The organism is Streptomyces sp. AK08-02 (assembly GCF_033795085.1).
Taxonomy (GTDB): Bacteria; Actinomycetota; Actinomycetes; order Streptomycetales; family Streptomycetaceae; genus Streptomyces; species Streptomyces echiniscabiei.
The window spans coordinates 1-22,304 of sequence record NZ_JARAZV010000016.1; the positions used below are offsets into that span (position 1 = coordinate 1).

General features: G+C 69.0%; 24 protein-coding genes. 13 read left to right on the forward strand and 11 right to left on the reverse strand.

Going from position 1 to position 22,304, the window contains the following annotated elements; all coding sequences use genetic code 11:
* Positions 1-440: 440 nt before the first annotated feature.
* The 4 genes from PV734_RS31000 to PV734_RS31015 all read left to right on the forward strand — a co-directional run bounded on the left by PV734_RS31000 (position 441) and on the right by PV734_RS31015 (position 3,553).
* A complete protein-coding gene (locus tag PV734_RS31000) occupies positions 441-758 on the forward strand; it encodes a hypothetical protein (RefSeq protein ID WP_319092420.1) in 318 nt (105 codons plus the stop codon).
* A 539-nt stretch (positions 759-1,297) separates the two neighbouring features.
* Positions 1,298-2,254, forward strand: a complete 957-nt coding sequence (locus PV734_RS31005; RefSeq protein ID WP_319092419.1) for an IS481 family transposase — start codon at positions 1,298-1,300, stop codon at positions 2,252-2,254.
* Positions 2,255-2,870: 616 nt separating this feature from the next.
* On the forward strand, positions 2,871-3,146 hold the full coding sequence (locus PV734_RS31010) for a hypothetical protein (protein ID WP_319092418.1): 276 nt from the start codon (positions 2,871-2,873) through the stop codon (positions 3,144-3,146).
* Positions 3,143-3,553 (forward strand): type II toxin-antitoxin system VapC family toxin, encoded by a 411-nt coding sequence (locus PV734_RS31015; protein WP_319292989.1) that lies wholly within the window; start codon positions 3,143-3,145, stop codon positions 3,551-3,553. The genes PV734_RS31010 and PV734_RS31015 overlap by 4 nt, the downstream gene beginning before the upstream one ends.
* Before the next feature lie 236 nt (positions 3,554-3,789).
* Here the strand turns inward: PV734_RS31015 and PV734_RS31020 are convergent, their stop codons facing one another.
* The 5 genes from PV734_RS31020 to PV734_RS31040 form a co-directional block, all read right to left on the reverse strand.
* The gene (locus PV734_RS31020; protein WP_319292991.1) at positions 3,790-3,951 is read right to left on the reverse strand and encodes a hypothetical protein; all 162 of its coding nucleotides are present in this window, start codon (positions 3,949-3,951) and stop codon (positions 3,790-3,792) included.
* Positions 3,952-4,015: 64 nt separating this feature from the next.
* Complete coding sequence (locus tag PV734_RS31025) at positions 4,016-4,633, reverse strand: DUF6461 domain-containing protein (protein WP_319092415.1); 618 nt, start codon at positions 4,631-4,633, stop codon at positions 4,016-4,018.
* Positions 4,624-5,361, reverse strand: coding sequence for a DUF4253 domain-containing protein (locus PV734_RS31030; protein WP_319092413.1), 738 nt, complete (start codon positions 5,359-5,361; stop codon positions 4,624-4,626). Before PV734_RS31030 ends, PV734_RS31025 begins: the two co-directional genes overlap by 10 nt.
* Positions 5,362-5,402: 41 nt before the next feature.
* Complete coding sequence (locus PV734_RS31035; RefSeq protein ID WP_319292993.1) at positions 5,403-6,716, reverse strand: M48 family metalloprotease; 1,314 nt, start codon at positions 6,714-6,716, stop codon at positions 5,403-5,405.
* Between the two features lie 155 nt (positions 6,717-6,871).
* Positions 6,872-7,189, reverse strand: coding sequence for a helix-turn-helix transcriptional regulator (locus tag PV734_RS31040; protein ID WP_319092411.1), 318 nt, complete (start codon positions 7,187-7,189; stop codon positions 6,872-6,874).
* Positions 7,190-7,507: 318 nt separating this feature from the next.
* On the opposite strand from PV734_RS31040, the gene PV734_RS31045 reads away from it, so the two are divergent.
* Positions 7,508-8,173: a maleylpyruvate isomerase N-terminal domain-containing protein gene (locus PV734_RS31045; RefSeq protein ID WP_319292995.1), complete on the forward strand. Its 666-nt coding sequence runs from the start codon at positions 7,508-7,510 to the stop codon at positions 8,171-8,173.
* A gap of 84 nt (positions 8,174-8,257) precedes the next feature.
* On the opposite strand, the gene PV734_RS31050 is transcribed toward PV734_RS31045, so the two are convergent.
* The 6 genes from PV734_RS31050 to PV734_RS31075 form a co-directional block, all read right to left on the reverse strand.
* Positions 8,258-9,058 (reverse strand): hypothetical protein, encoded by an 801-nt coding sequence (locus PV734_RS31050; protein ID WP_319092409.1) that lies wholly within the window; start codon positions 9,056-9,058, stop codon positions 8,258-8,260.
* Between the two features lie 197 nt (positions 9,059-9,255).
* A complete protein-coding gene (locus PV734_RS31055) occupies positions 9,256-10,035 on the reverse strand; it encodes a succinate dehydrogenase iron-sulfur subunit (protein WP_319092408.1) in 780 nt (259 codons plus the stop codon).
* On the reverse strand, positions 10,035-11,789 hold the full coding sequence (gene sdhA / locus PV734_RS31060) for a succinate dehydrogenase flavoprotein subunit (RefSeq protein WP_319092407.1): 1,755 nt from the start codon (positions 11,787-11,789) through the stop codon (positions 10,035-10,037). Before sdhA ends, PV734_RS31055 begins: the two co-directional genes overlap by 1 nt.
* 33 nt (positions 11,790-11,822) lie before the next feature.
* On the reverse strand, positions 11,823-12,314 hold the full coding sequence (locus PV734_RS31065; RefSeq protein ID WP_319092404.1) for a succinate dehydrogenase hydrophobic membrane anchor subunit: 492 nt from the start codon (positions 12,312-12,314) through the stop codon (positions 11,823-11,825).
* 5 nt (positions 12,315-12,319) lie between these two features.
* On the reverse strand, positions 12,320-12,700 hold the full coding sequence (sdhC, locus tag PV734_RS31070; protein WP_079054090.1) for a succinate dehydrogenase, cytochrome b556 subunit: 381 nt from the start codon (positions 12,698-12,700) through the stop codon (positions 12,320-12,322).
* A 209-nt stretch (positions 12,701-12,909) separates the two neighbouring features.
* Positions 12,910-13,434: a 2-oxo-4-hydroxy-4-carboxy-5-ureidoimidazoline decarboxylase gene (locus tag PV734_RS31075; protein WP_319092402.1), complete on the reverse strand. Its 525-nt coding sequence runs from the start codon at positions 13,432-13,434 to the stop codon at positions 12,910-12,912.
* A 378-nt stretch (positions 13,435-13,812) separates the two neighbouring features.
* On the opposite strand from PV734_RS31075, the gene PV734_RS31080 reads away from it, so the two are divergent.
* The 8 genes from PV734_RS31080 to PV734_RS31115 all read left to right on the forward strand — a co-directional run bounded on the left by PV734_RS31080 (position 13,813) and on the right by PV734_RS31115 (position 22,278).
* Positions 13,813-15,465, forward strand: coding sequence for a glycoside hydrolase family 20 protein (locus PV734_RS31080; protein ID WP_319292996.1), 1,653 nt, complete (start codon positions 13,813-13,815; stop codon positions 15,463-15,465).
* Between the two features lie 138 nt (positions 15,466-15,603).
* On the forward strand, positions 15,604-16,437 hold the full coding sequence (locus PV734_RS31085; RefSeq protein WP_319292998.1) for a DUF4328 domain-containing protein: 834 nt from the start codon (positions 15,604-15,606) through the stop codon (positions 16,435-16,437).
* 94 nt (positions 16,438-16,531) lie between these two features.
* Positions 16,532-17,062 carry a hypothetical protein gene (locus PV734_RS31090; protein ID WP_319092609.1) on the forward strand — a complete coding sequence of 177 codons (531 nt, stop codon included), beginning with the start codon at positions 16,532-16,534 and terminating at the stop codon, positions 17,060-17,062.
* An 84-nt stretch (positions 17,063-17,146) separates the two neighbouring features.
* On the forward strand, positions 17,147-17,779 hold the full coding sequence (locus PV734_RS31095) for a hypothetical protein (RefSeq protein ID WP_319293000.1): 633 nt from the start codon (positions 17,147-17,149) through the stop codon (positions 17,777-17,779).
* 135 nt (positions 17,780-17,914) lie between these two features.
* Positions 17,915-18,316: a hypothetical protein gene (locus tag PV734_RS31100; protein ID WP_319293212.1), complete on the forward strand. Its 402-nt coding sequence runs from the start codon at positions 17,915-17,917 to the stop codon at positions 18,314-18,316.
* A 127-nt stretch (positions 18,317-18,443) separates the two neighbouring features.
* Entirely contained in the window at positions 18,444-19,025 is a 582-nt protein-coding gene (locus PV734_RS31105; RefSeq protein WP_319092397.1) for an RNA polymerase sigma factor, read from the forward strand.
* Positions 19,022-19,225: a hypothetical protein gene (locus tag PV734_RS31110; protein WP_319092396.1), complete on the forward strand. Its 204-nt coding sequence runs from the start codon at positions 19,022-19,024 to the stop codon at positions 19,223-19,225. The genes PV734_RS31105 and PV734_RS31110 overlap by 4 nt, the downstream gene beginning before the upstream one ends.
* 134 nt (positions 19,226-19,359) lie before the next feature.
* Complete coding sequence (locus PV734_RS31115) at positions 19,360-22,278, forward strand: helix-turn-helix transcriptional regulator (protein ID WP_319293002.1); 2,919 nt, start codon at positions 19,360-19,362, stop codon at positions 22,276-22,278.
* Positions 22,279-22,304 lie beyond the last annotated feature (26 nt).

Here is a 22,304-nt window from a genome sequence, read left to right on the forward strand (position 1 = left end):
CACAGCACGGCACTTCCACGCACACCTGCGTACAAGCCGAATAGTGCTCACCTGCGAAAACGCAGATGACGGCCCCCGAGCGAGCACACGTACTATGTGCTGGCGGGAGATGTACCGGTCCTGGTGCACAATAGTTCGCCCTGTATTTCCACCAAACTGAGCCAAAAGCAGTATCGACACGTCGAGGGACGCCCAGAATTTGGCGGCGGTTCATATCTCAAATCCTTTAATGACGGGAAACAAGTTCTCGACGCCTACCACGCCGGCCGAACAACAGTCCTTGGCACAACCAAGGAGGGGCACACTGTGATCCGATACGATGGAGTTACTGGAAACAACAACAACCCGGGAGCTGGCTATGTTGACCAGCCGACGAATGTATTTATGATCAAGGGAACCGAAAAACCCAGCATCGTCCCGACCAGTCCGAATTGGACTCCATGAAATTGAATGCCCTGGACCGCGAAAATTACTTCGTCATTCAAGCCATGCAGGCCACCCTCGGCTTGATCACTGAAAATGTCTACGCAATCGCAGTTCAGGTCGGCGTTGAACGGATTACTCTACATTTCGCAGTGTCGAATAGTTCCTCCGACTTCGAAGAAGATGTTGACGACATCAAGTCCGAGCTGGACGCATTTCTTGAGGGCCGATTTCATATTGACATGGAGGTCTATTTCGGACTGCCTGATGGGGTCTGGCCCGGACGTTCGTGGAGATTGATCTATCTGAGACATTCACGCATGTCCGGAAACTAGAATCCACATCGGTTCGATTCGTAGGGAGCTACCGACACTTGAAGCGTGCCCCACTGCCCGCCAGTTTTTTGGCGGGCAGTGAGGCTTACCGGACAAGATTTTGGTGCCCTATACGATCCGGTGTCGACCGTATGGGTGAATCGAGGCCGGCAGGACTTGAAGCCCGGTAAGGGCCGCACCCGGTCAAGGCTGGGCAGGACGCCGCTGGTCAAAGTGGTAGGCAAGGGTTCGGGCCGGGTCCTGATGGCCGGGATGATCTGCGTCCGGCCAGGCCACGACACCCGCCTGATCTACCGGACCCAGACGTACCGGGGCCGTAACGGCGAGAAGAAGGGTTTCCGGGCCCGAGAGTTCGCAGTCCTGTTGATCTGCCCGTCGGCAACTCGGCGATGTCCCGCAGATCGTGGTGTGGGACAACGCCACCACCCATCACGCCAAGCCCTTGCCGGGGTTCTGCGAGCGCAACAGCGACTGGCTGACCATTATAAAACTGCCGATCATCGTTGACACCTGGGTCTCTGATCACTACGGAGATCCACATGTCGAAGTCCAACCCCACCCCGCCGCTTGACCGTGAGGCCAAGCGCCGCTTGGCCGTCATACGCCACGTCGAAGAGGTCAGCGGGAACGTCGCGATGTCCTGCCGGTACTTCGGGATCAGCCGGCAGGCGTACTACACCTGGTACCGCCGCTACCAGGCCGAGGGCGTCGAGGGTCTACGCACCCGCTCCAAGGCGCCGAAGACCTGCCCGAACGCCACCCACGTCGAGGTCGTCGGGAAGATCATCTACCTGCGGCAGAACTACCACTTCGGGCCCGAGAAGATCGCGATGTACCTCAAGCGGTACCACGACGTCACCATCAGCAAGTCCGGCGTCTGGCGGATCCTCAACCGGCTGGACATGGGCCGCCTGCCGGCCTCACAGCGCTACAAGCGCCACGACCGCCGGTGGAAGCGGTACGAGAAGCAACTGCCCGGCCACCGCGTGCAGATCGACGTGAAGTTCATCGAACCGCTCGCCTCGATGCCCCAGGGGCGCCGCGGCGGGCGCAACAAGTACTTCCAGTTCACCGCGATCGACGACTGTACACGGCTGCGGGTGCTGCGGATCTACCCGACGCTGAACCAGGCGACCGCGATCCAGTTCCTCGACTACGTCATCCAGCGCCTGCCGTTCCAGGTCGAGGTCATCCAGACCGACAACGGCGCCGAGTTCCAAACTGCCTTCCACTGGCACGTCCTCGACAAAGGCATTGCCCACGCCTATATCAAGCCGCGAACACCACGCCTGAACGGCAAGGTCGAACGCTCCCACCGCATCGACGCCGAGGAGTTCTACCGGCTCCTGGACGGCGTCATCATCGACGACGCCGAGGTCTTCAACGACAAGCTGCGCGAGTGGGAGGACTACTACAACTACCATCGCCCCCACGGCGGCCTCGGCGGCCAGACCCCCTACGAACGCCTCAAGCAGAAGACCACGACCCAGGCGTAATCGTTGATCGTCAGTTGCACAACGCTGGTCAGGGCGGTGCGTTCAGATTTTCTGCACGAGGTTCAAGGCGGGACCTGCCCGCCGTCGCCGACAAGTCCGCCGTTCGCTCGGAAGGTCAGCGGCGCCGCAGGCGGCGAGCCGCACCGGCAGCCGGGGCATGACCCAGGGCTGCGGGAGCGGCAATCAGCCAGTTTGTCGGGCTGACCGGAGTAGGGCTCCTGGCAGAGCAAGTTGTCGCCAACGACCGTCCTACGGCCGGATCGCAGGCACAGGGCCAGCCAGGGGGCCGACCCTTCACGTGCGTCACGCAGGCTCACCGAGGGCGGTGGCCGGCACCGCCTCCAGCGGGGGAGCGATACCCCCAGCGGCCCACCCTCTCGGCGGACCCCTCCCCACCCAGCCGCGCTGCCGCACTGGTGGGGGCACCAGCATCGCCCCGACGCCCGAGGATCGCCCTCCCCGGCGAACGGGCCGCTGTGGGAAGTACCAGACAGGGCATACACGGGGAAATCGACCAAGTTCCTGGCAATTCTCGGGCGCATGCCCGCACGCCGGCGGGGGTGAACCTCTGCCGATCCAGCTGTCCGAGGCCGCAGGGCCGTCCTACACTGCTGGCGTGACCGCTGCATACGACTACGAGGACATGCACCACCTGGTGGACCGGCTCACCCCGACCCAGGTGCGACGCCTGCGCCTGCTCGTCACCCAGGATGAGGAACTGTCCCAGGTTGCCCAGTCTCTGTCGGCGGTCGACGCGAACGAGGGCGAGGAGTCGGTCCCGGCCGGGCTGCTGGCCCTGATCGGCAGCGTGAACGGCCCAGAGGATCTGGCTGAACGGCACGACGACTACATCCGCGAGCGGATGCGCGAGCGCTTCGGCGACTCGGCGTGATCGCCACGGTCCTGGACACCGGACCCCTGGCTGCGGCCTTCAACGCGGCCGACCGGCGTCACCCGGAGTGCGCCTCCCTGCTGACGTCGCTGACCGGACGCCGTCTGCTGCCCAGCCCGGTCATGACCGAGGTCTGCTGGCTGCTGGAGCGCTGGCCCAAGGTCGAAGCAGCGTTCCTCAACGAGGTCGCACGGGGAACATTCGAGCTGGTCCACCTCACTCCCACCGACCTGACGCGCATGGGTGAACTGGTCCTCCAGTACGCCGACTTCCCGCTCGGCGGAGTCGACGCCTCGGTCATCGCAGTAGCCGAACGCTTCGACGTGGACCGGGTAGCCACCCTCGACCGACGGCACTTCAGCGTCGTCAAGCCCGCGCATGTCCCAGCGCTGACACTCCTGCCGTAGCCCGACCAGCGGTCTATAACTCTGACGGCAGCGCTGACGGCAACAAGCACGGACGCCAGGGCACAGCCACGGACACCAGCGGAACCCGAAACCGCCGCTGATCTGCGAAAACACAGATAGGGAGGGTCTCCGTAGCACACATACTATGTGCCGGACGTGCGCGTAGATGGTGGCGGTGACGCCGATGTGGGCGTGGCCGAGGAGCTATTTGACCACGAGTAGGTCGATGCCCTGCTCTAGGAGCGGTGGCGGTCGTACCGCATCAGCGCGAGGTCCCCGGCGTCACGCAGCCGCAGCCGCAACGCACGGACGGCGTCGAGCCTGCGTGTGGTCGCAGCCGGGTGGTGCAGCAGTTCACCGAAGGGCACATCCTCGTAGGTCTCCGTAAGGACATCCACAGTAGCTCGGATGTTCTTCTTGTGACGGGTACCAGCGAAACGGGAGGAAGGAGCCATGGCCGACTCACCCGATCTCCGCGCTGCCGCAGATGAAGGTCGTGTCCCGGAGAAGCTCTGGCGTTATACGAACCCCTGTCAGATGCTCTGCGAAGGCGAACGCCGCTTCTGCGGCCAGATAGTCCGCAGCGTCGGAGATCTCGTCACCGAACTGGAAGCCGCTGTGGTGCATGGCGTCCAGGAGTTCGTCGGGAGTCGTCCCCCACCGGTGGTCGGGGACTGCGGGCTCGAACGTCAGACGGTTGGCCCTGTCCTCGGCCCAGAGAAATGTATCGACGCCGTTGATGTTGACGAAGTGCGAGACCCATCGCGTTCCGGCGGAGGCCGGTAGTGCACGTTCTTCGGTGACCCCGAGATAGCCGACGGGCTCGATCAGCAAGGTCCAGTCCCCGACGGTGGTCATGGCGATGAACTGCCGGGTGGTGTCCGAACGATCGAGAAGATCGAAGGCCGCGTCCACTATCGCCGCCGTTCCGGTCAATGAGGGCTCGGCTTCGCCTTCGAGGCGGGCGAGTACGTCTGCGGGCGGCAGATCGTGCACGAGCGTGAAGCAATACGCTTCCGCGAGATCGGGGAAGAGTTCTTGGAACCACAGGTAGTCGCCAGCAGTCGCAGTCAGTCCCACCAGAACTCCCATTCGCGGCGCTTCATGAGCTCCTCCGGGTATGTCTCCCAGTCCATGGACGGGTTCGCGTAGAACCAGTCCGGGCAGGCAACGTAGTGCTCGGCCGCCAGAACGCGGGCTTGACCGATGTCCGTCGGCGGAGCGGCGACCGATACGTACAGACTTCCGTGACCGAGGCCCACGACACGGACTCCGAACCGGTCCTCCCAGGAGCGGAGTACCGCCGACAGCTCTGCCACGCCGATGTGGTTGGCCGGTCCGGCCCAGGTGAGGGCAGCGGGCGCGTCAGCGCCCCGGGAGACCTCGACGAGGGCCAGACACTGGGCCCGACTGCTGCGGACCAGCGCGGTGGCGAGTTCCCCGGCGGATAGGGCGACGTCCGTCACTGCTGCGGCAGGCGCCGCCAGGCCCGGCCAATCCTTGAAGGGCGGCCAGGCATCCTCCGTCCACGCACGTCTCAGGTAGGAGGCAGCGTCGATGCCCGGCCCCGCCCCGTAGTCGCCTTCCACGGGCTCGAACGAGTCGTCCGGGTATTCGAGCAGCAGCGGGTACAGGCCGGTCTCGGGATGTCTGGAGTGCAACCGCGCCCACCAGTCGGCCGCGCCCCGGACCGGCCCGTCGCTCAGCCACACCAAGGGGTGTGGATGCTGGGACGGGCCCGCCAGGTGGCCGGACGGCAGTTCGTTCAGGAGCCGTTCGCGATTCTCATCGAGCCGTCGTTTGGACATGACGGGGACCCTACGAGGCACCACTGACAATGCCCCAAGGCCTACGCCCCGCCGACCCCGTCCCTCACAACCTCCCGAGCCACGGTTCCCCGCGCCCCCGCCAGCTCACCCGCGATACGAGCAGACCGCTCCTCATCCGCAGTCACCACCCCCGCCACCGGCCCCACCTCAAGCAGCCGCCGGCGTCTCAAGTGGGTAGGCGGATGGGTCGAGTCGACACTGTGGCCGCGCAACGCGCCGACGCGGCGCTGACGTTCGTACTCGAACTCGGGGATGGAGTCCATGTGGGCGGCCAACTCCTCCCACAGGCCGTCACTCTCGGCGCCCCGAGCCCGCGCCCCACCACGCATCCGGCGCCCGTTCACCTCGCGGCGCAGGGTGATGTCGATGGAGTCGGAGACGAGGAGGCGGTCCATCAGGCCGACCGCCGCCTCCGTCGAACCGGCCCGCGCCGCAGCCGAGTCGGCGAGGTACTCGCTGCGCTGCGTGGAGCGCAGGGTGAGGGTGTCGAGCAGCATGAGTACGCCCTGGACGAGGAGCCGTGGCACGACGTACGCCAGGTTGGTGATCATCTGGACTGCGGTCGGGTTCGGGATGGGGGACAGGTAGTAGAGCCAGAGGCCGAGCGAGCGGAACGCCGTCCCCAGCACCACACCGCGGCGCGTGTCCCCGTTGCCGTAGTGGCCCAACTCGTGTCCCAGCAGGGCGATTCGGTGCTCGGGGGTGAGGGACTCCCACAGGGGGAGACCCAGAGTGAGCAGGCGGCCCCGGAGGCCGTACGTCTGGACGCTCGCGTTCGTCTCGGCGTTGACCGCCACGGCGTCCACACCCCTGGTGCCCGATGCCACGGCGATCTCGTCGATCAGAGCGAACAGTTCGGGCGCGTCCGGGCGGCGCAGGACGACCCCGGTGTCCTCGTCCTTCGGCAACCGGTTGAGCCTGGGGCGCAGCGCCCAGCCCAGCGCCAGCAGGAACAGACCGGGCACCATGAGGAACCCGCCCCAGCCGCTCACCACGTACCAGATCCCGGCCGCGGCGAGAACGGCCGTGACCCCGTGGACCAGCAGTGCGATGGCGTACGCCAGAACACCGGAAACGTCATGGTCAGCCCGCTGCTGCCGCTGTCGTTCCTCGGTCGTGTCCGTGGTCATCGTCGTCAGCAGTTTCTCGCCGTGCCGCTGTGCCAGCCTGCGGCGCAGTGTCTCCAGCCGCCCCTTCGCAGGTTCCGGGCCACCCGGATCCACGTTCCAGTCGCAGGCCGGACACCACTTGGTGAAACGGCTGTCCGCGTGGATCTCCGTACCGCACTCAGGGCACCGGCTGGACTCCAGCACGCCTTCCGTGATGGTCCGCATCGCTGCGTACCTCCCCCCGACCCCTCCCCAGAGGTCTCTCTGTCCATGACATGTTGGAGGCGATCATGGCATTTCTTTTACCCGTGGGGTAGCGAGGGGCGCATGGGGCCTGTCTGCGTGCGCGAGCGAGGATTCTCCCTGCGTCGGCCCCGGAGTTACGCCACAACCACCCGCGCCCCGTTGAAGTTGGCGACGATCTCCAGTTCCCCGCCCAGGGCCGCGACGTAGGCGGCCACCGTTCCCACCTCTGCGGATGACGTTTTGCCGCGCTCGATGGCAGACACCCGTTCCTGCCGTACGTGCATCCGGTCCGCCACTTCGCGCTGGGTGAGGCCGAGTTGCCGACGCATCTCCGCGAGCCGGTGTGCGCGTGCCACGGACACCATGCGCCGGGCTCCTGCCGCGATCTCGTCGAGGTCCTCGGCGTCGAAGACCTCCTCCTTGACCTCGTCCCAGGAGTGGAAGCTGGTCATGTTTACGTCTCCTTCTGTTGCCGCTGCTTCAGGTGAACGAGCCATTCCGCGTAGCGGGCTTCGGCCAAGGGGACGGTCGCGAACCTCCCCAGCCATTTCAAGATGCCAGGCCATCGACCCTCGCCCGATAGTACGCTTCCATACTAGTACTCTTGCATACTGTCGACCATTGGGGAGGGAACGCGACGTCAATTCACCCGATCGTGGCCAGCACCCTGTGACCCCTGTCTCCTGGTCAGGTAAGCGATCGGCCACTGAGCCTGCCCGCCGTCCGACCGCACTTGTCCCCCCTTCCCGCCCCCACTACCGTGCCGCCCCGTGGACCTCTTCTCGCGCTCCTGGACCGCCCTGCTCACCGCCGTCGCCGCACTCCCCGACGAGGACTTCGAGCGCCCCTCCGGCTGTATCGGCTGGCTGGTGCGGGACCTGGTGTGTCACCTCGTCATCGACGCCCAGGACGTTTTGATCACTCTCGTCACGCCCGCCCCCGACACCGAACCGACCGTCGACGCCGTCACCTACTGGGACGTCCTCACCGAGCCCCCGACCGGCGACGACCCCCTCGACGCCCTGATCCCACGGCTGGCCGCCGCCTACGGCGACCCTGGGCTTCTCAAGTTCCACCTCGACGACGTGGGTTCCGCCGCAGGCCGCGCCGCCGGGCTCGCCGATCCCGCCGTCCGAGTCGGCACCAAGGGCGAGGTCCTGACCGTCGAGGACTACCTCTCCGCGTACGTCCTCGAATGGACCCTGCATCACCTGGACCTGATCGCGCGTCTGCCGCACCCCGCGCGGCTGCCGCCCGCCGAGACACTCGCGGCGGCCCGCGCCCTGCTGGAGTCGATCGCCGGGACCCCGTTCCCCGCCGCGCTCTCCGACACCGACGCCCTGCTGGTCGGCACCGGACGTCGTACACCCACGGAGGCGGAGACCGTCGCCCTCGGCGACGAGCTTGCCGCAACGATCCCGCTCGTCCTCGGCTGAAGCCGAAGTGAAGCGAAGGGGGGTGAGGCAGGGCGTCCGCCCGCCTCACCCCCCTTCACCGGGTCATGCCACTCTCAGTGGCTCTCAGCACCCGCCCGCGCGCCCCGGACTCACCACCACGTCGTCCATCCGCACGTCGTACGACGCCGGTGACGGGTTCCCCTGGTACAACTGCCAGCCCAGCTTCAGCTTGTCGAAGGTCGGGAAGACGAAGTCCGAGTCCTGGGCGCCGCCGTGATGCGTCCCGTCGACCGTCAGGTCCGACTGCTCGACCCCGTCGAAGTACACCGTGACCCGGTTGTCCGCGGCGTCCAGATGGAACTCCACGCAACTCCACTTCGACGCCACCGCCGGCGCCGACGTCTTCCACGACGTCCAGTCGCCCGTCGGGCCGAGATCGGAGCCGACGCCCCAGAAGTTGCCCTGGTCCGTGGGGGCGTACTGGCCGCCCAACGGACGTACGAGGGTGGGGGAGTCGGTGCCCGAGGCCTCCGCGATCGTCCAGTGGGCCCAGTCGGGCGCCGTGGGGAAGGCGTCCACGCGCAGGCGCAGGCGGGCCCAGTAACTGTTGCCGGGCGTCGAGAGGTTGGGGATGACGAGGAACGCGCGGCCGTTGCCCTCGGTGTGGAGGCGGAGTTCGCGGCCCTTGCCGGTCGAACTCGGGGCGACGGTCAGGGTGCCGTTGGAGGTGTCCGTCGTCCAGCCGCGGCCGGCGGTCACCGGGCCGAGGGGAAGGTGGTCGAAGTTCTCCCGTACGAGGGGCCGTTGGCCGTATGCCGTGTCGTGGACGGGAGTTGCCGAGGCGGTGGGGGGTATCGCGAGCAGGGTGGCCGCCGTGGCTGCGGCGGCCGACAGTGCCGCGATCGATTTCCTCAGGATGGTCATGTGCCCAGTCTGTAACGGGAGTTGACCAAGTTCCTAGTGGTACTGGTGGGTATCGACGGGGTGTGGCCGCGATCACCACAAGGCCGGCACGCCCGGCGGTGGAACGCCCGATGGCCGTGCCTCTGTCGATACAGAAACACGGCCATCGGAGGGTGATGCGAGATCACAACCGCCGGGTGATCAGAACCGTCGAGTGATCAGAACCGCCGGGTGATCAGCGCCCTCTTCACTTCCTGGATCGCCTTCGTGACCTCGATGCCGCGAGGGCAGGCGTCCGTGCAGTTGAACGTCGTACGGCAACGCCAGACGCCGTCCCGGTCGTTCAGGATCTCCAGCCGCTGCTCACCGGCCTCGTCACGCGAGTCGAAGATGAAGCGGTGGGCGTTGACGATCGCCGCCGGGCCGAAGTACTGGCCGTCGTTCCAGAACACCGGGCACGACGAGGTGCACGCCGCGCACAGGATGCACTTCGTGGTGTCGTCGAACCGTTCCCGGTCCTCCGCCGTCTGGAAGCGCTCGCGCGTCGGCTCGTTCGTGTCCTTCGTGATCAGGAAGGGCATCACGTCGCGGTACGCCTGGAAGAACGGCTCCATGTCGACGACGAGGTCCTTCAGGACCGTGAGGCCCTTGATGGGCTCGACCGTGATCGGCTTGGCCGGGTTGATGTCCTTGATCAGGGTCTTGCAGGCAAGACGGTTCTTGCCGTTGATCCGCATGGCGTCCGAACCGCAGATGCCGTGCGCGCAGGAGCGACGGAACGTCAGCGAACCGTCCTGGTCCCACTTGATCTTGTGGAGGGCGTCGAGGACGCGCTCCTTCGGGTCGATCTCCAGCTGGAAGTCTTCCCAGACCGCCTCGGCCGCCAGCTCCGGGTTGAAGCGGCGGATGCGGAAGGTGACCGTGATGTACGGGGAGTCGGCGAAGCCGGGCTCGGGCTCGCCGGCCGCGTCCGCCTTGTCCAGAACAGGGGTTGCCATCAGTACTTACGCTCCATCGGCTGGTAGCGGGTCTGGACGACCGGCTTGTAGTCGAGACGGATGGACTCGGTGCCGTCGTCGCCCACCTCGCGGTACGCCATGGTGTGGCGCATGAAGTTGACGTCGTCGCGGTTCGGGTAGTCCTCGCGGTAGTGACCGCCGCGAGACTCCTTGCGGGCCAGGGCCGACACCGCCATGACCTCGGCCAGGTCGAGCAGGTTGCCCAGCTCGATGGCTTCCAGGAGGTCGGTGTTGAACCGCTTGCCCTTGTCCTGGATCGAGACGTTGCGGTAGCGCTCGCGGAGCTCCGCGATCTTCTCCACGGCCGTCTTGATCGTCTGCTCGGTACGGAACACCATGACGTTCGCGTCCATGGTCTCCTGGAGCTCCAGACGCAGCGCGGCGACCCGCTCCGTGCCCGTGGACTCGCGCAGGTGCTCCACCTGGGAGACCACCAGCTCCGCCGGGTTCTCGGGGAGTTCGACGAAGTCGGCCTTCTGGCTGTACTCCGCCGCCGCGATCCCGGCCCGCTTCCCGAACACGTTGATGTCCAGGAGGCTGTTGGTGCCGAGGCGGTTGGCGCCGTGCACCGAGACGCACGCGACCTCGCCGGCCGCGTACAGCCCGGGTACGACGGTCGTGTTGTCCCGCAGCACCTCACCCTCGACGTTCGTCGGGATGCCGCCCATCGCGTAGTGCGCGGTGGGCTGGATCGGAATCGGGTCCGTGTACGGCTCGATGCCCAGGTAGGTGCGCGCGAACTCGGTGATGTCGGGCAGCTTGGCGTCGAGCTGCTCCGGCGGGAGGTGGGTGAGGTCGAGGTAGACGTGGTCGCCCTCGGGGCCGCAGCCGCGTCCCTCACGGATCTCCGTGTAGATGGAGCGGGACACGACGTCACGGGACGCGAGGTCCTTCATGACCGGCGCGTACTTCTCCATGAAGCGCTCGCCGTCCTTGTTGCGGAGGATGCCGCCCTCACCGCGGGCGCCCTCCGTCAGCAGGATGCCCATGCGCCAGATGCCGGTCGGGTGGAACTGGAAGAACTCCATGTCCTCCAGCGGCAGCCCGCGACGGTAGACCGCCGCCTGGCCGTCACCCGTCAGCGTGTGCGCGTTCGACGTGACCTTGAAGAACTTGCCGCAGCCGCCGGACGCGTAGATCACGGCCTTCGCCTGGAAGACGTGGATCTCACCGGTGGCGAGTTCGTAGGCGATGACACCGGCCGACCGCTTCACACCGTCGACCTCGACGATGAGCTGGTCGAGGACGTAGAACTCGTTGAAGAACTCCACGCCCTCCTTCACACAGTTCTGGTACAGCGTCTGGAGGATCATGTGACCGGTACGGTCGGCCGCGTAGCAGGACCGGCGGACCGGTGCCTCACCGTGGTTGCGGCTGTGGCCGCCGAAGCGGCGCTGGTCGATCGTGCCGTCGGGCGTCCGGTTGAACGGCAGGCCCATCTTCTCCAGGTCGAGGACCGAGTCGATGGCCTCCTTCGCCAGGATCTCGGCGGCGTCCTGGTCGACCAGGTAGTCACCGCCCTTGATCGTGTCGAAGGTGTGCCACTCCCAGTTGTCCTCCTCCACGTTGGCGAGCGCGGCGGCCATACCGCCCTGCGCGGCGCCCGTGTGGGACCTGGTCGGGTAGAGCTTCGTCAGTACGGCGGTACGGCTGCGCTTCGTCGACTCGATGGCCGCGCGCATGCCGGCGCCGCCCGCGCCGACGATGACGGTGTCGTACTTGTGGATCTTCATCAGAATTACCTCAGCCCCTTGTGACCCGGTGGCCTAGCGGATGTTCGGGTCGAAGGTGAAGATCACCAGCGTGCCCAGCAGGATCGTGAACACCGTGGCGGTGTAGAGCAGGCCCTTGAGCCACAGCCGGGTGTTCGCGCGCTCCGCGTAGTCGTTGATGACGGTGCGCAGGCCGTTGGCGCCGTGCAGCATCGCCAGCCACAGCATCAGCAGGTCCCAGACCTGCCAGAACGGCGAGGCCCAGCGGCCGGCCACGAAGGCGAAGCCAATCTTGGAGACTCCGCCGTCCAGCACCAGCTGGATGAGGAGGTGGCCCAGGACCAGTACGACCAGGACGATGCCGGACAGCCGCATGAACAGCCAGCCGTACATCTCGAAGTTGCCCCGGGTGGATTTCGGGGTCTTCTTGGTGCGCTTGCGCGGGGCCTCGATCAGGGGCGCCGGGTTGTCGGCGTCGTAGCCCGGATACGTGCCCGCGCCCTCGACGGGGCCGATGCCCGAGGCGGTGGATTCAGTCGTCGCCATGTGGGTCAGCTCCCGAACAGTTCACGAGCGGCGTGGCCGAGGACGGGGTAGATCGCCCCGAGCATCAGCACGACCCACAGGCCGACGACGGTCCACAGCATCTGCTTCTGGAAGCGCGGGCCCTTCGACCAGAAGTCGACGGCGATGACGCGGAGGCCGTTCAGCGCGTGGAAGAGGATGGCGGCGACGAGGCCGTACTCCAGCACGGCGACGATCGGCGTCTTGTACGTGGCAACGACCTTGTCGTAGGCCTCGGGGGAGACACGGACGAGAGCGGTGTCCAGGACGTGTACGAACAGGAAGAAGAAGATGAGGACGCCGGTGACTCGATGAGCCACCCAGGACCACATTCCTTCCCGGCCGCGGTACAGCGTTCCAGCCGGCACGGAAAACCCTCCGGGAGCGGGGATCTAGGAGCCGCGCCGGCTTCGGTGTCGGACGGGCCCGGCCGGGTACGGTCCACCGGCCCTGGCCATCGTAGCGACGAGTTGTCGGAACGCTTACAGCGGGCCTACCGATGTGATCAAACAGGCTCGTACGGGCTATTGGGGGCGGCTGCTGGGGGAGGGGCCGCGGTTGTCTGCCGGGTGGCCGGTCAGTTGTGGCTGGTCGCGCGGTTCCCCGCGCCCCTCAGGGAGTTCCCCAGCCGTGCCTTCGCCAGGCGCCGCAGTTCCTCCGCCGCCACGACCCGCTCTTCCTCCGGATCGTTCGTAAGACGTGACCGGATGCCCGTCAGGACCTGGTCGAGGGCCTCGTCCGGGGAGGTGTGGTCGACGCAGATGACGAACACATGGCCGAAACGGCTCTCGTACGCCGCGTGCGCCGCCCCCAGTGCCATGTGGGCCGCCGAATACACCCCGTCGGGCAGCGCGGGCAGTGCCTCGGCGGCCAGGGCCTCGGAGAGGTCGCCCGGGGTCAGGTCGTAGGCCGCCTCGTCCGCCGCCGCGAGCAGGGAGTCCAGGTCGGGATAGGGACGGTGGTCCGTGAGGCGGCGGGCCCAGCGGAGGCTGCGCAGGCAGGTGAGGAGCGTGCGCTCGATGTCCTCGGCGGGCTCCGTGTTGAACCGCTCCAGGCTCGGCGGCGTAGGAGAGGGGGACTCGGTGCGCGTCTGGGCCGGCATGGCGAGCGGGCCGGAGAGGTGGGGAAGCCGGTGCGCGGACAGCGTGAGTCCTCGGTGTTCTGGGGAGGCGGGTAGGGAGATGTGCGGGAGGAGCGTGGGACGAGTGGGGGAGAAGTACCGCTCACATTATCGAGAAGTGGTCAGGAGCTGTCCGACGGACGTCTGAATTTCACCCGAACGGGAGAGTTTAGGAACGTACGGTGGACCACTTCGGTGGGATGCGGTCGTAGGTTCAGAGGTGGAGGCGAATCAGGAGGTGCGTGGCATGCGGGCGATACGTGAGGCTCGGGCAGGTGGGAACCGGTGACCGGGCGGAGGCGACGGGCTCCTGAGCGGAAACGGGGTCCGAGGAGGAGGACGTACGGGCAGGGGCCCGGGTTGCTTCTCGGGGCCGGTGTTCTCGTGGCCGCCGGCGCGGTGGGGGTGACCGTGGCCCTCTGGCCGGTCGGTGACGCGAGCCCCGGCACCGACGCCGGGAGCGACATCGCGTCGACCGGCGCCGCGCGTTCCTCGGACACGGCCGGGGCGGCCAGCTCCGCGTCCACCGCCTCCCGTGCCCCGGCCCCCTCCTCGCCCTCGCCGTCCCCCGCCCGCGTCTACCCGCTGTCCAAGACCCCCCGCACCATCCCCGCCGTACGCGAGCACGTACCCGCCCGGGGTCCCGGCTGGCGCCCCGCCTCGACCGCCCGGGTGGTCGTCGGCGCCGGCGCCCTCGCCGACGAGGGGAAGCTGCTCGCCGGTGAGCTGAGGATGACGTACGGCGGGACGGCCGCCCCGCGCGCCGGGGACGTCCAGCTCAAGCTGGACCCGGCGCAGGCCGCGAAGGGCGCCGAGTCCTACACCCTCACCGTCAAGAGTGGCCGTGTCACCGTCGCCGGCCCCGCCGAAGCCGGCGTCTTCTACGGCACCCGCACCCTCAAGCAGGAGGTGAGCGGCGGGAGCACCGCCCCCGAGGGCGTCGTGCGCGACCGGCCGGCCAAGGCACAGCGCGGGCTGATGCTGGACATCGCCCGCAAGCACTTCACCGCTTCGTGGATCAAGGACCGTGTCCGTGAGCTGGGCGACCTCAAGTTCAACGAACTGGGCCTGCACTTCTCCGACGACCAGGGCTTCCGGATCGCCTCCGACAGCCACCCGGAGATCGTGTCCGCGGACCACCTCACCAAGGCCGAGGTCCGCGACATCCTCGCCCTCGCCGCGAGCCGCCACATCACCGTCGTGCCCGAGATCGACAGCCCGGGTCACCTCGGCGCGGTCCTCGCCGCCCACCCCGACCTCCAGCTGAGGAACGCGCAGGGCACGGCGGCCCGCGGGGCGATCGACATCTCCAAGCCCGAGTCCGCGAAGATCGTCGACGACCTGCTGGGCGAGTACGCCGACCTCTTCACCGGCGCGTCCTGGAACCTGGGCGGTGACGAGTACCGGGCCCTGACGGTCTCCAGCCCGGCGACCTCCTACCCCCAGCTCGCCGCGGCGGCCACCCAGAAGTACGGGGCCGGAGCCGGTGTCTCCGACCTCGCGACGGGCTGGCTCAACGACCGGGCCGCCACCGTCCGCGCCCACGGCCGGACGGCACTGCGCGCCTGGAACGACGGCTTCTACCAGTCGAGTTCCGTCCAGCCGGGCAAGAACATCCAGGTCGCCTACTGGACCGGCAAGGAGATCGGCGCCCGGCAGCCGGCCGGATACCTGAGCGCCGGCCGCAAGGTCGTCAACTACAACGACGAGTACCTCTACTACGTGCTCGGGCAGCCGAACACCTTCGTCTATCCCACCGGCGAGCGGATCTACAAGCAGTGGACGCCGCGGGTGCTGCGCGGCAGTACGGCCGTGTCCTCGGCGTACGACGGGCAGATCCTCGGCGGGGTCTTCGCCGTCTGGTGCGACCTCTCCGGATCGCAGACACAGAACCAGGTGGCCGCCGGGATACGGATGCCGCTGCGGGCGACCGTGCAGAAACTGTGGGACCCCCGCGCCCAGCCGCCCCTGTCCTGGACCGACTTCAAGAAGCTGGCGGGCAGGCTGGGCTGAAACGGGCTGGACGTACGGGCCCGGTGGGCCGTAGGTTCCGCACAGATCGCACATGTATTCGTCTAGTACATGCATTCGTCTGTCGGGCGTGGTCCTGGGGAGGGACGGCGCCCGATTTTCTTGTTCCGGGGGATCCGAATGTTCTGCAAGCACTGCAAGCTGTCCACCGCGGCTTCTCCCGAGGGCCTGTGCTGGGACTGCGCCGACGCCGCCGACGAGCCCAAGTCGGGGCGCGTGATCGCGCCCCGGCCCGTGCCCTCGGCGCCGGCCGCGCCCACCGGCCCCGTGGTCCAGCCGCACGGACCGGCCTGGCTGCGTTCGCCGGTCGGACTCGGCAGGGCCGTCGCCGTGCTGCTCGGCGTGGTCATCGCCGCCGACCTCTTCGCTGTCTACGCCGGCCTCACCATGTACGACGCGATGGGCTCCCTCGCGGACGACGGCCTCGGCCTCGGCGGCTACAACGCCCTCATGCGCCGCGCCGACCACGCGGACACGCTCTACGCCGCCGCCGGAGTCGCGCAGACGGCGACCCTCGTCGCGACGGCCGTCTTCTTCCTCGTCTGGTTCCTGCGCGTCCGGGTGAACGCCGAGGTGTTCGATCCGTTCGGGCACACCATGAAGCGCGGCTGGGCGGGCTGGGGCTGGTTCGTGCCGGTGGTCAGCCTGTGGTTCCCGCGCCGGATCATGATGGACATCTGGGACGCGAGCAGTCCTGCCGGAACCCGTGCCTCGCACGCGCTCGTCAACGCCTGGTGGGCGCTGTGGCTCGTCGCGCTCTTCACCAGCCGGGGCGATTTCGGCGCGTTCGACGGCGCGGACACGGCCGAGGCGATCAGGTCCGACGTCGTCCAGGTGCTCGTCTCGGACGTCGCCGACATCGCGGCGGCCGTGCTCGCGATCCTCGTCGTGCTCCGGCTGACCCGTATGCAGCACGAGAAGGGCCTGCGGGGCCCCGCCTCCGTGGGCGTCTGACGTCCGATTGTCGGATCCCTGGCCAACCTCCTTGTGTCTGTGGTGTATTCGGCGCGGGCAGTGCGAGCAGAACCAAAGGGCCAGGGGGATGGCATTGGGTTACTGGGGCTACTTGATCGTGGGCAGGAGCGCGCGGCCGCTCGCCGAGACCGACGCCCTGCGGGCGGTGCGCGACGGGCTGACCTCGCGCGAACGGCGCGACGACGGCTGGCAGGTGTGGGAGTACCCGAGCGGCGGCGCCGACATCGGCAGCATGAACACCCTCGCCCTGGAGACCGGCTCGCCCGCGCTCTTCGGGTACGTCATGGACAGTCACTGCGTGGTGCTGGAGGCGGCGGCGCCCGAGAGCGGCGCGTGGACCACCTGTCTGGCGCGCGACGTCATGGCCGGATACCTGGGCGCCGGGCGGGGTGACGGCGAGGGCGACGCGGACGAGGGGCTCACCCTGGACGACTACTTCCTGGAACCCGGCGACGCGGCCGAACGCGCGGTCGGCTGGGCGGCCGAGGCCGGTCACACCGTGAACGCCGGGCCGCTCCTCGACGTACTGACGTCGGAGCCCGACCCGTTGGCCGAAAACCTGTTCTTCCGGTTCCTCGACCGACTCGGTGTTCTGCCTCTGTGACGCTCCGGGTGGGTTGCACGCAGTAGGGGAAGTGGGGAAAGTGCGGGCTCCGTAAGGGATGGTGCCCGGGGAGGGGAGGCCTGCATGAGTCTGGTGGAACTGATCGCCGATGCTGACGAGCGTGGCCTGACCGTCAGTGGACTGGCTTGTTTGGATCGGTGCGTGTCCCTTCTGGGAGGGGACGACGAGATCCTGCGCCCCCTGTGGGCCAGCCTGGCCGACGACAGCGACGCGGAGGAATGGGCGACCCGCCTGGAACAGGCCCGGGTCAAACTCGACACCGGCGACGGACCGGACGCCCAACACGCCGATGCCGCTGGTGCCGCCCCGGTCGTCCCCGCCGCCGCTGCTGCCTCCGCCTCCGCCGAGGGTGAGGCCGCGCTCCTCGCCCGGTGGATGCTCGCCGCCGCACCCGCCGTACGGTCCGCCGCCGGAGTACGCGAATGGGCCGACGCCTGCTCCGTCGCCGCCCTCCGCGTCCATCAGCTCCTGGACGCCTCCGCGGCTGCCGACCCGTCCTCGGTCGAGTCCCACCGCGCGGGCGGCACGGAGGGCATGTCGCCCCTCGTGGCGGCCGAACTGCGGCGGCAGATCACCGTCCTGGAACTGCTCGCAGGGCACGGTTCCGGCGGACTGCGGCAGGCGTTGGCGGTGTCGACGGAGGGTCGGCGCGTGCTGCGCGCGGTGGTGTCGCGACGGGCACGGGGACGGGCGTGACCCTCCGCGGGAAGTGAGCCCTGTGGCTTTCCTGTGGCCGTCCTGCGGTGGACGTGGGGCGGTCCCGCGCTGATCCCCGTCAGCCGCCGGAATCGGGTGACACCGATCGCCGCCCGCGCGCTTTCCTGGACTGTGATCGCACACCGAGCAGCACACCGAGCACCAGCCCGCCCGCAGGCCGCCGCCAAACCCGTGCGCTGGGCCGCCGACACCGTCGCGACGATGCGTGAGGGCGCGCGACTGCGCCTCGACTACTCGACCCAGAGCCTGTGGCGCGTCGACCGGATGATCGAGGAACTCCGCCGCGAGCAGACGCCGTACGCCGCCGTGGAGTCGGTGCTGCGGGGCTTCGGGGCGTACGCGGGCGAGGTGATCGTGCGCCGGACCGAGGGCGGCGCGGAGTGGCTGGAGGCGGACGGCGGGCACTGGATCCGTACGGCCGACGGACGGTTGTGGGACCCCGCAGACGAGGCCCGCCGCTGTTTCGCCGGCCACGGCTCGCTGCGACTGCTGTGCCGGGACGCGACGGCTGTCTGAACCCCGTAGGGCGCTGATCGAGCAGTGACGTTTCCGTGCCGGGCGACGCAGATGCCCATGGGGACGGGGGAGTCGAACCTCGCACCCGCACTCGCACTCGATACGCCGTTACGGACGAGGACAGCGCTTGGGCCAGGGACGACGGGAACCCCGCCGGGTACAGCTGTACGACGAGGAGCTGGGCGACGCCGTCGCGCGGGCCCAGGACGGGGACGAGGCCGCCTTCGCGGTCGCGTACCGGCTGGTGCAGCCCGGACTCCTCGGCTATCTGCGGGGACTCGTCGGCGACGAGGCGGAGGACGTGGCGTCCGACACCTGGCTGGAGATCTCCCGCGACCTGGGCCGGTTCAAGGGCGACGGCGCCGGTTTCCGCGGCTGGACGGCGACCATCGCCCGCCACCGCGCCCTCGACCTGATGCGCCGAAGACGGGTACGGCCCCAGGGGACGGCGCTCGAACAGGACGTACTCGACCTGCCCGGCCCGCACAGCACCCCCGACCAGGCCCTGGAGACCCTCTCCACGCAGTACGCCCTCGGGCTGATCGCCGGGCTTCCGCGCGACCAGGCCGAGGCGGTCCTGCTCCGGGTGGTCGTCGGCCTCGACGCGCCCGCCGCCGCCCGCGTCCTCGGCAAGCGCCCCGGCGCGGTGCGCACGGCGGCACACCGGGGACTGAAACGCCTCGCCCGGCAGCTGGGGGAACCGACGTGAACGGCGACGACACGACCGGCGGCCGGCCGGGAAGCCGCCCGCGCCTGGCGGGACTGCTCGCCGCCGCCCTGCGTGAGCGCCTCCGGGACGACGACAGCGCCGGTGACGCGGAACGCAGGGCGATCGACGCGTTTCTCGCGGCCCGGGACTCCGGCGCACACAAGGTGACCCGCACCCGACGCCGGGACGACTGGCGCTGACCGGGGCCGCCACCCGTGCCGACTGGCGCGCGTACAGCGCTCCCGGCAGTTCGACCAGTGCCGGTTCCCCGGTCCGGTGCTGTCGGTGGCGTGCGATAGAAATCTCCCAGGCGGCAGGACTCTTGGGAGGGCACGTGGCTGAGCCGTATGGCGAACATGCGGCCGGCGGGCGCCGTGCTCCGCTGGTGAGCCGGTCGGCGGAGATCCGGCGGCTCGACCACGTGCTCGACGGGATGCGGAAGGGCGGCGGCGGGCCGGCCGTCGTCGACATCACCGGAGAGGCCGGAATCGGCAAGAGCCGGCTGATGGGAGAGCTCTGCTCGCGGGCGGGGCAGCGCGGGATGACGGTCCTGCGGGGCAGGGCGACGGAGTACGAACAGCACATCCCGTTCCAGCCCTTCACCGATGCCATCGCCGACCTCGATCCGCGGGTGTTGGCGTCCTTTCCGGCGCTCGCCGAGGTCGCGCCCATGCTGTACGGCGCCGCGCGTGAGCCTTCGCCGGGGCGCAGCGAGGTCGACCGTTTCGGGCTTCACCGGGCAACGGCCGGACTGCTGAACCGGATCGGCGGCTCGGGGCTGTTGGTGGCGCTCGACGACATGCACTGGGCGGACCCGGCAGCACTGGAACTGCTCGACCATCTCGTCCGGCACCCCGTGCGTGCTTCCGTTGTCGTCGTCGTGGCACGCCGCGCCCGCCAGACTCCCGTCTCGCTCGACGCGGCACTCACCCGCGGGGTCGACACCGGAGCCGTACTCCGGATGGGACTCGGTCCGCTCGCCGAACACGACTGCGTCGAAGGGCTGACGCCGGACCTGCCACGAGGCGAGGCTCTGGAGCTCTACGCCGCCAGTGAGGGCAATCCGCTGTACTTCCTCACCCTGCTGCAGGCCCACCGCGCGGGCGCGCCGATGCGCACACTCTCCAAGGCCGGGCTGGGATCGTTGCTCCTGGACGAGCTGACACCGCTGACGCCGGAGCAACGCCGTGTCGTCGAGGCGGTCACCGCACTGGGCGAACACGCCACGCCCTCCATGCTCGCCCTGGTCACCGGCCGTACCGATGCCGAACTCAACGCCGATCTGGGCATCCTGGCCCGGCGGGACCTGCTCCGAACCGGCTGCCAGGGTCGGCTGACCCTGCGCCATCCGGTGCTGCGGACCCTCGTCCACGACAGCACCGACCCATGGGTGCGCACCGGGATCCATCGCCTGGCCACCGCCGAACTGGCCCGCGTCGGTGCTCCGTTGGCCGAGCGGGCGCACCACGCGGAGCGCTCGCTGACAGGCTGGGACCCGCAGGCCGCCGCCGTGCTGACCGAGGCCGCCGAGCAGGCCGCGCAGACGGCTCCGGCCAGCTGCGCGCACTGGCTGGAGGTGGTGCTCCGGCACTTGCCGCACACCCCCGAGCACCGGGCGCGGCGGCGGGATCTGATGCTGCTGCGGGCCCGTGCGCTGGGCGTGTGCGGCGGCCTGCGGGAGAGCCGGGACCTGCTCCACGAGGTGATCGCCCTGGCGGGCCGACAGGACGACACCGACACCGATACCGATACCGATACCGACGCCGACGCCGGGGTGCGGGCGTCGGCGGTCGTGCTGTGCGCCGTGATGGAACGCCACCTCGGACGGTATGCGGAAGCCGTCGCCCTGCTGCGCCGCGAACTGTCCCGGAGCCCGGAGCCCTCGCCGTCCGCCACGGTCGCCCTGGGGATGGAACTGGGGTCCTCGGCACCGCATCACACCTCGTATCCGACCGTACGGGCCGAGATCGCCAGAACGCTCTCGGTGGCCCGCGTCCTCGGGGACGAGGTTGCCGAGGCGGGGGCGCTGGCGGTCTGCGCGCTGGGAGAGGCGTACGAGGGGGACATGACCGCGGCCGGCGGATTCGCCCACCAGGCCGCCGGGATCGTGGACGCGCTGCCCGACAGAGACCTGACCGGTCTGTGCGAGGCGCTGGGGAGACTGGGCTGGGCGGAGGCGTTCATGAACCGCTTCGCCGACGCCGAGCGGCACACCGACCGCGGCCTTGCCATCGCCCGGCGCACGGGCCAGATCTACCTCCTGCCCCACCTGCTCCTGTGCAAGGCGCATGTACGGATCCAGACCTGTCGGCTGCCGTCGGCGCTGGAACTGGCGGAGGAGGCCGAGGACATCGCCCGCGGCATCGGCAGCGACGAGTTGCTCGCGTTCGTCCTCGGGACCAAGACCCATGTGCTCGTGGAGAGCTGCCCACCTGGCGATCCGCGTCCGCTCGCCACCGCGGAGGAAGCCGTCACAGCGGCGGCGGCCGGTCCGGACGACAACTGGTGGGCGTCGATCGCGTGGTCCACGCTCGGCTACGCGGCCCTCGTCAGCGGCGACCCACAGCGGGCCCGGGACGCCCTGCTCCACGCGGGCGGGCACGGGGTGGATCGGCTGCAGCCCTCGATGCGCCCCGTCCTCCTGGAGATCCTGGTGGTGGCGGCCCTCGCCACCGGTGACGCCGATTCCGCCCGGACCTGGGCCGAGCGGGCCCGGCAGGACGCGGAGCGGCTGGCACTGCCCGTGCAACGGTCGGCGGCGATGCGCTGCGCCGGCCATGTCGCGGTGAGCCGCGGCGACACGACCGCGGCGGCCGAGCTGTTCGCGTCCGCCGCCGAGGCCGGCGCCCAGTGCGGTGCCGTGATCTGGGAGGCGTACTCCTCCCTGCTCGTCGCCTCGCTCCCGGCCTCCCCAGACGGCGGCGCGTCCGCCGAGGCCGCCTGGCTCAGGGGCCATCAGCTGGCCTCCGCCGGGGGCGCCCGCATGCTGGTCGGCCTGGCCGAAACGGTACGGCCGCCCGTGACCGAAGCGGCCACCGGTCCGCGACAGTCGCTCGCCGCGCTGACCGCGCGGGAGACGGAGATCGCCGAACAGGTCGCCGAGGGCCTCACCAGCCAGGAGATCGCCGCCCGGCTCTACATCAGCCGTCGTACGGTCGAGACCCACATATCCAGGATCTACCGCAAGACCGGCGTCACCTCGCGCGTCGCGCTGGCGGCCCTGGTGGCACGCCGCACGCCGGACAGGCCCTAGCTGTGCCGCCCTGGCCAGTGCCGCGG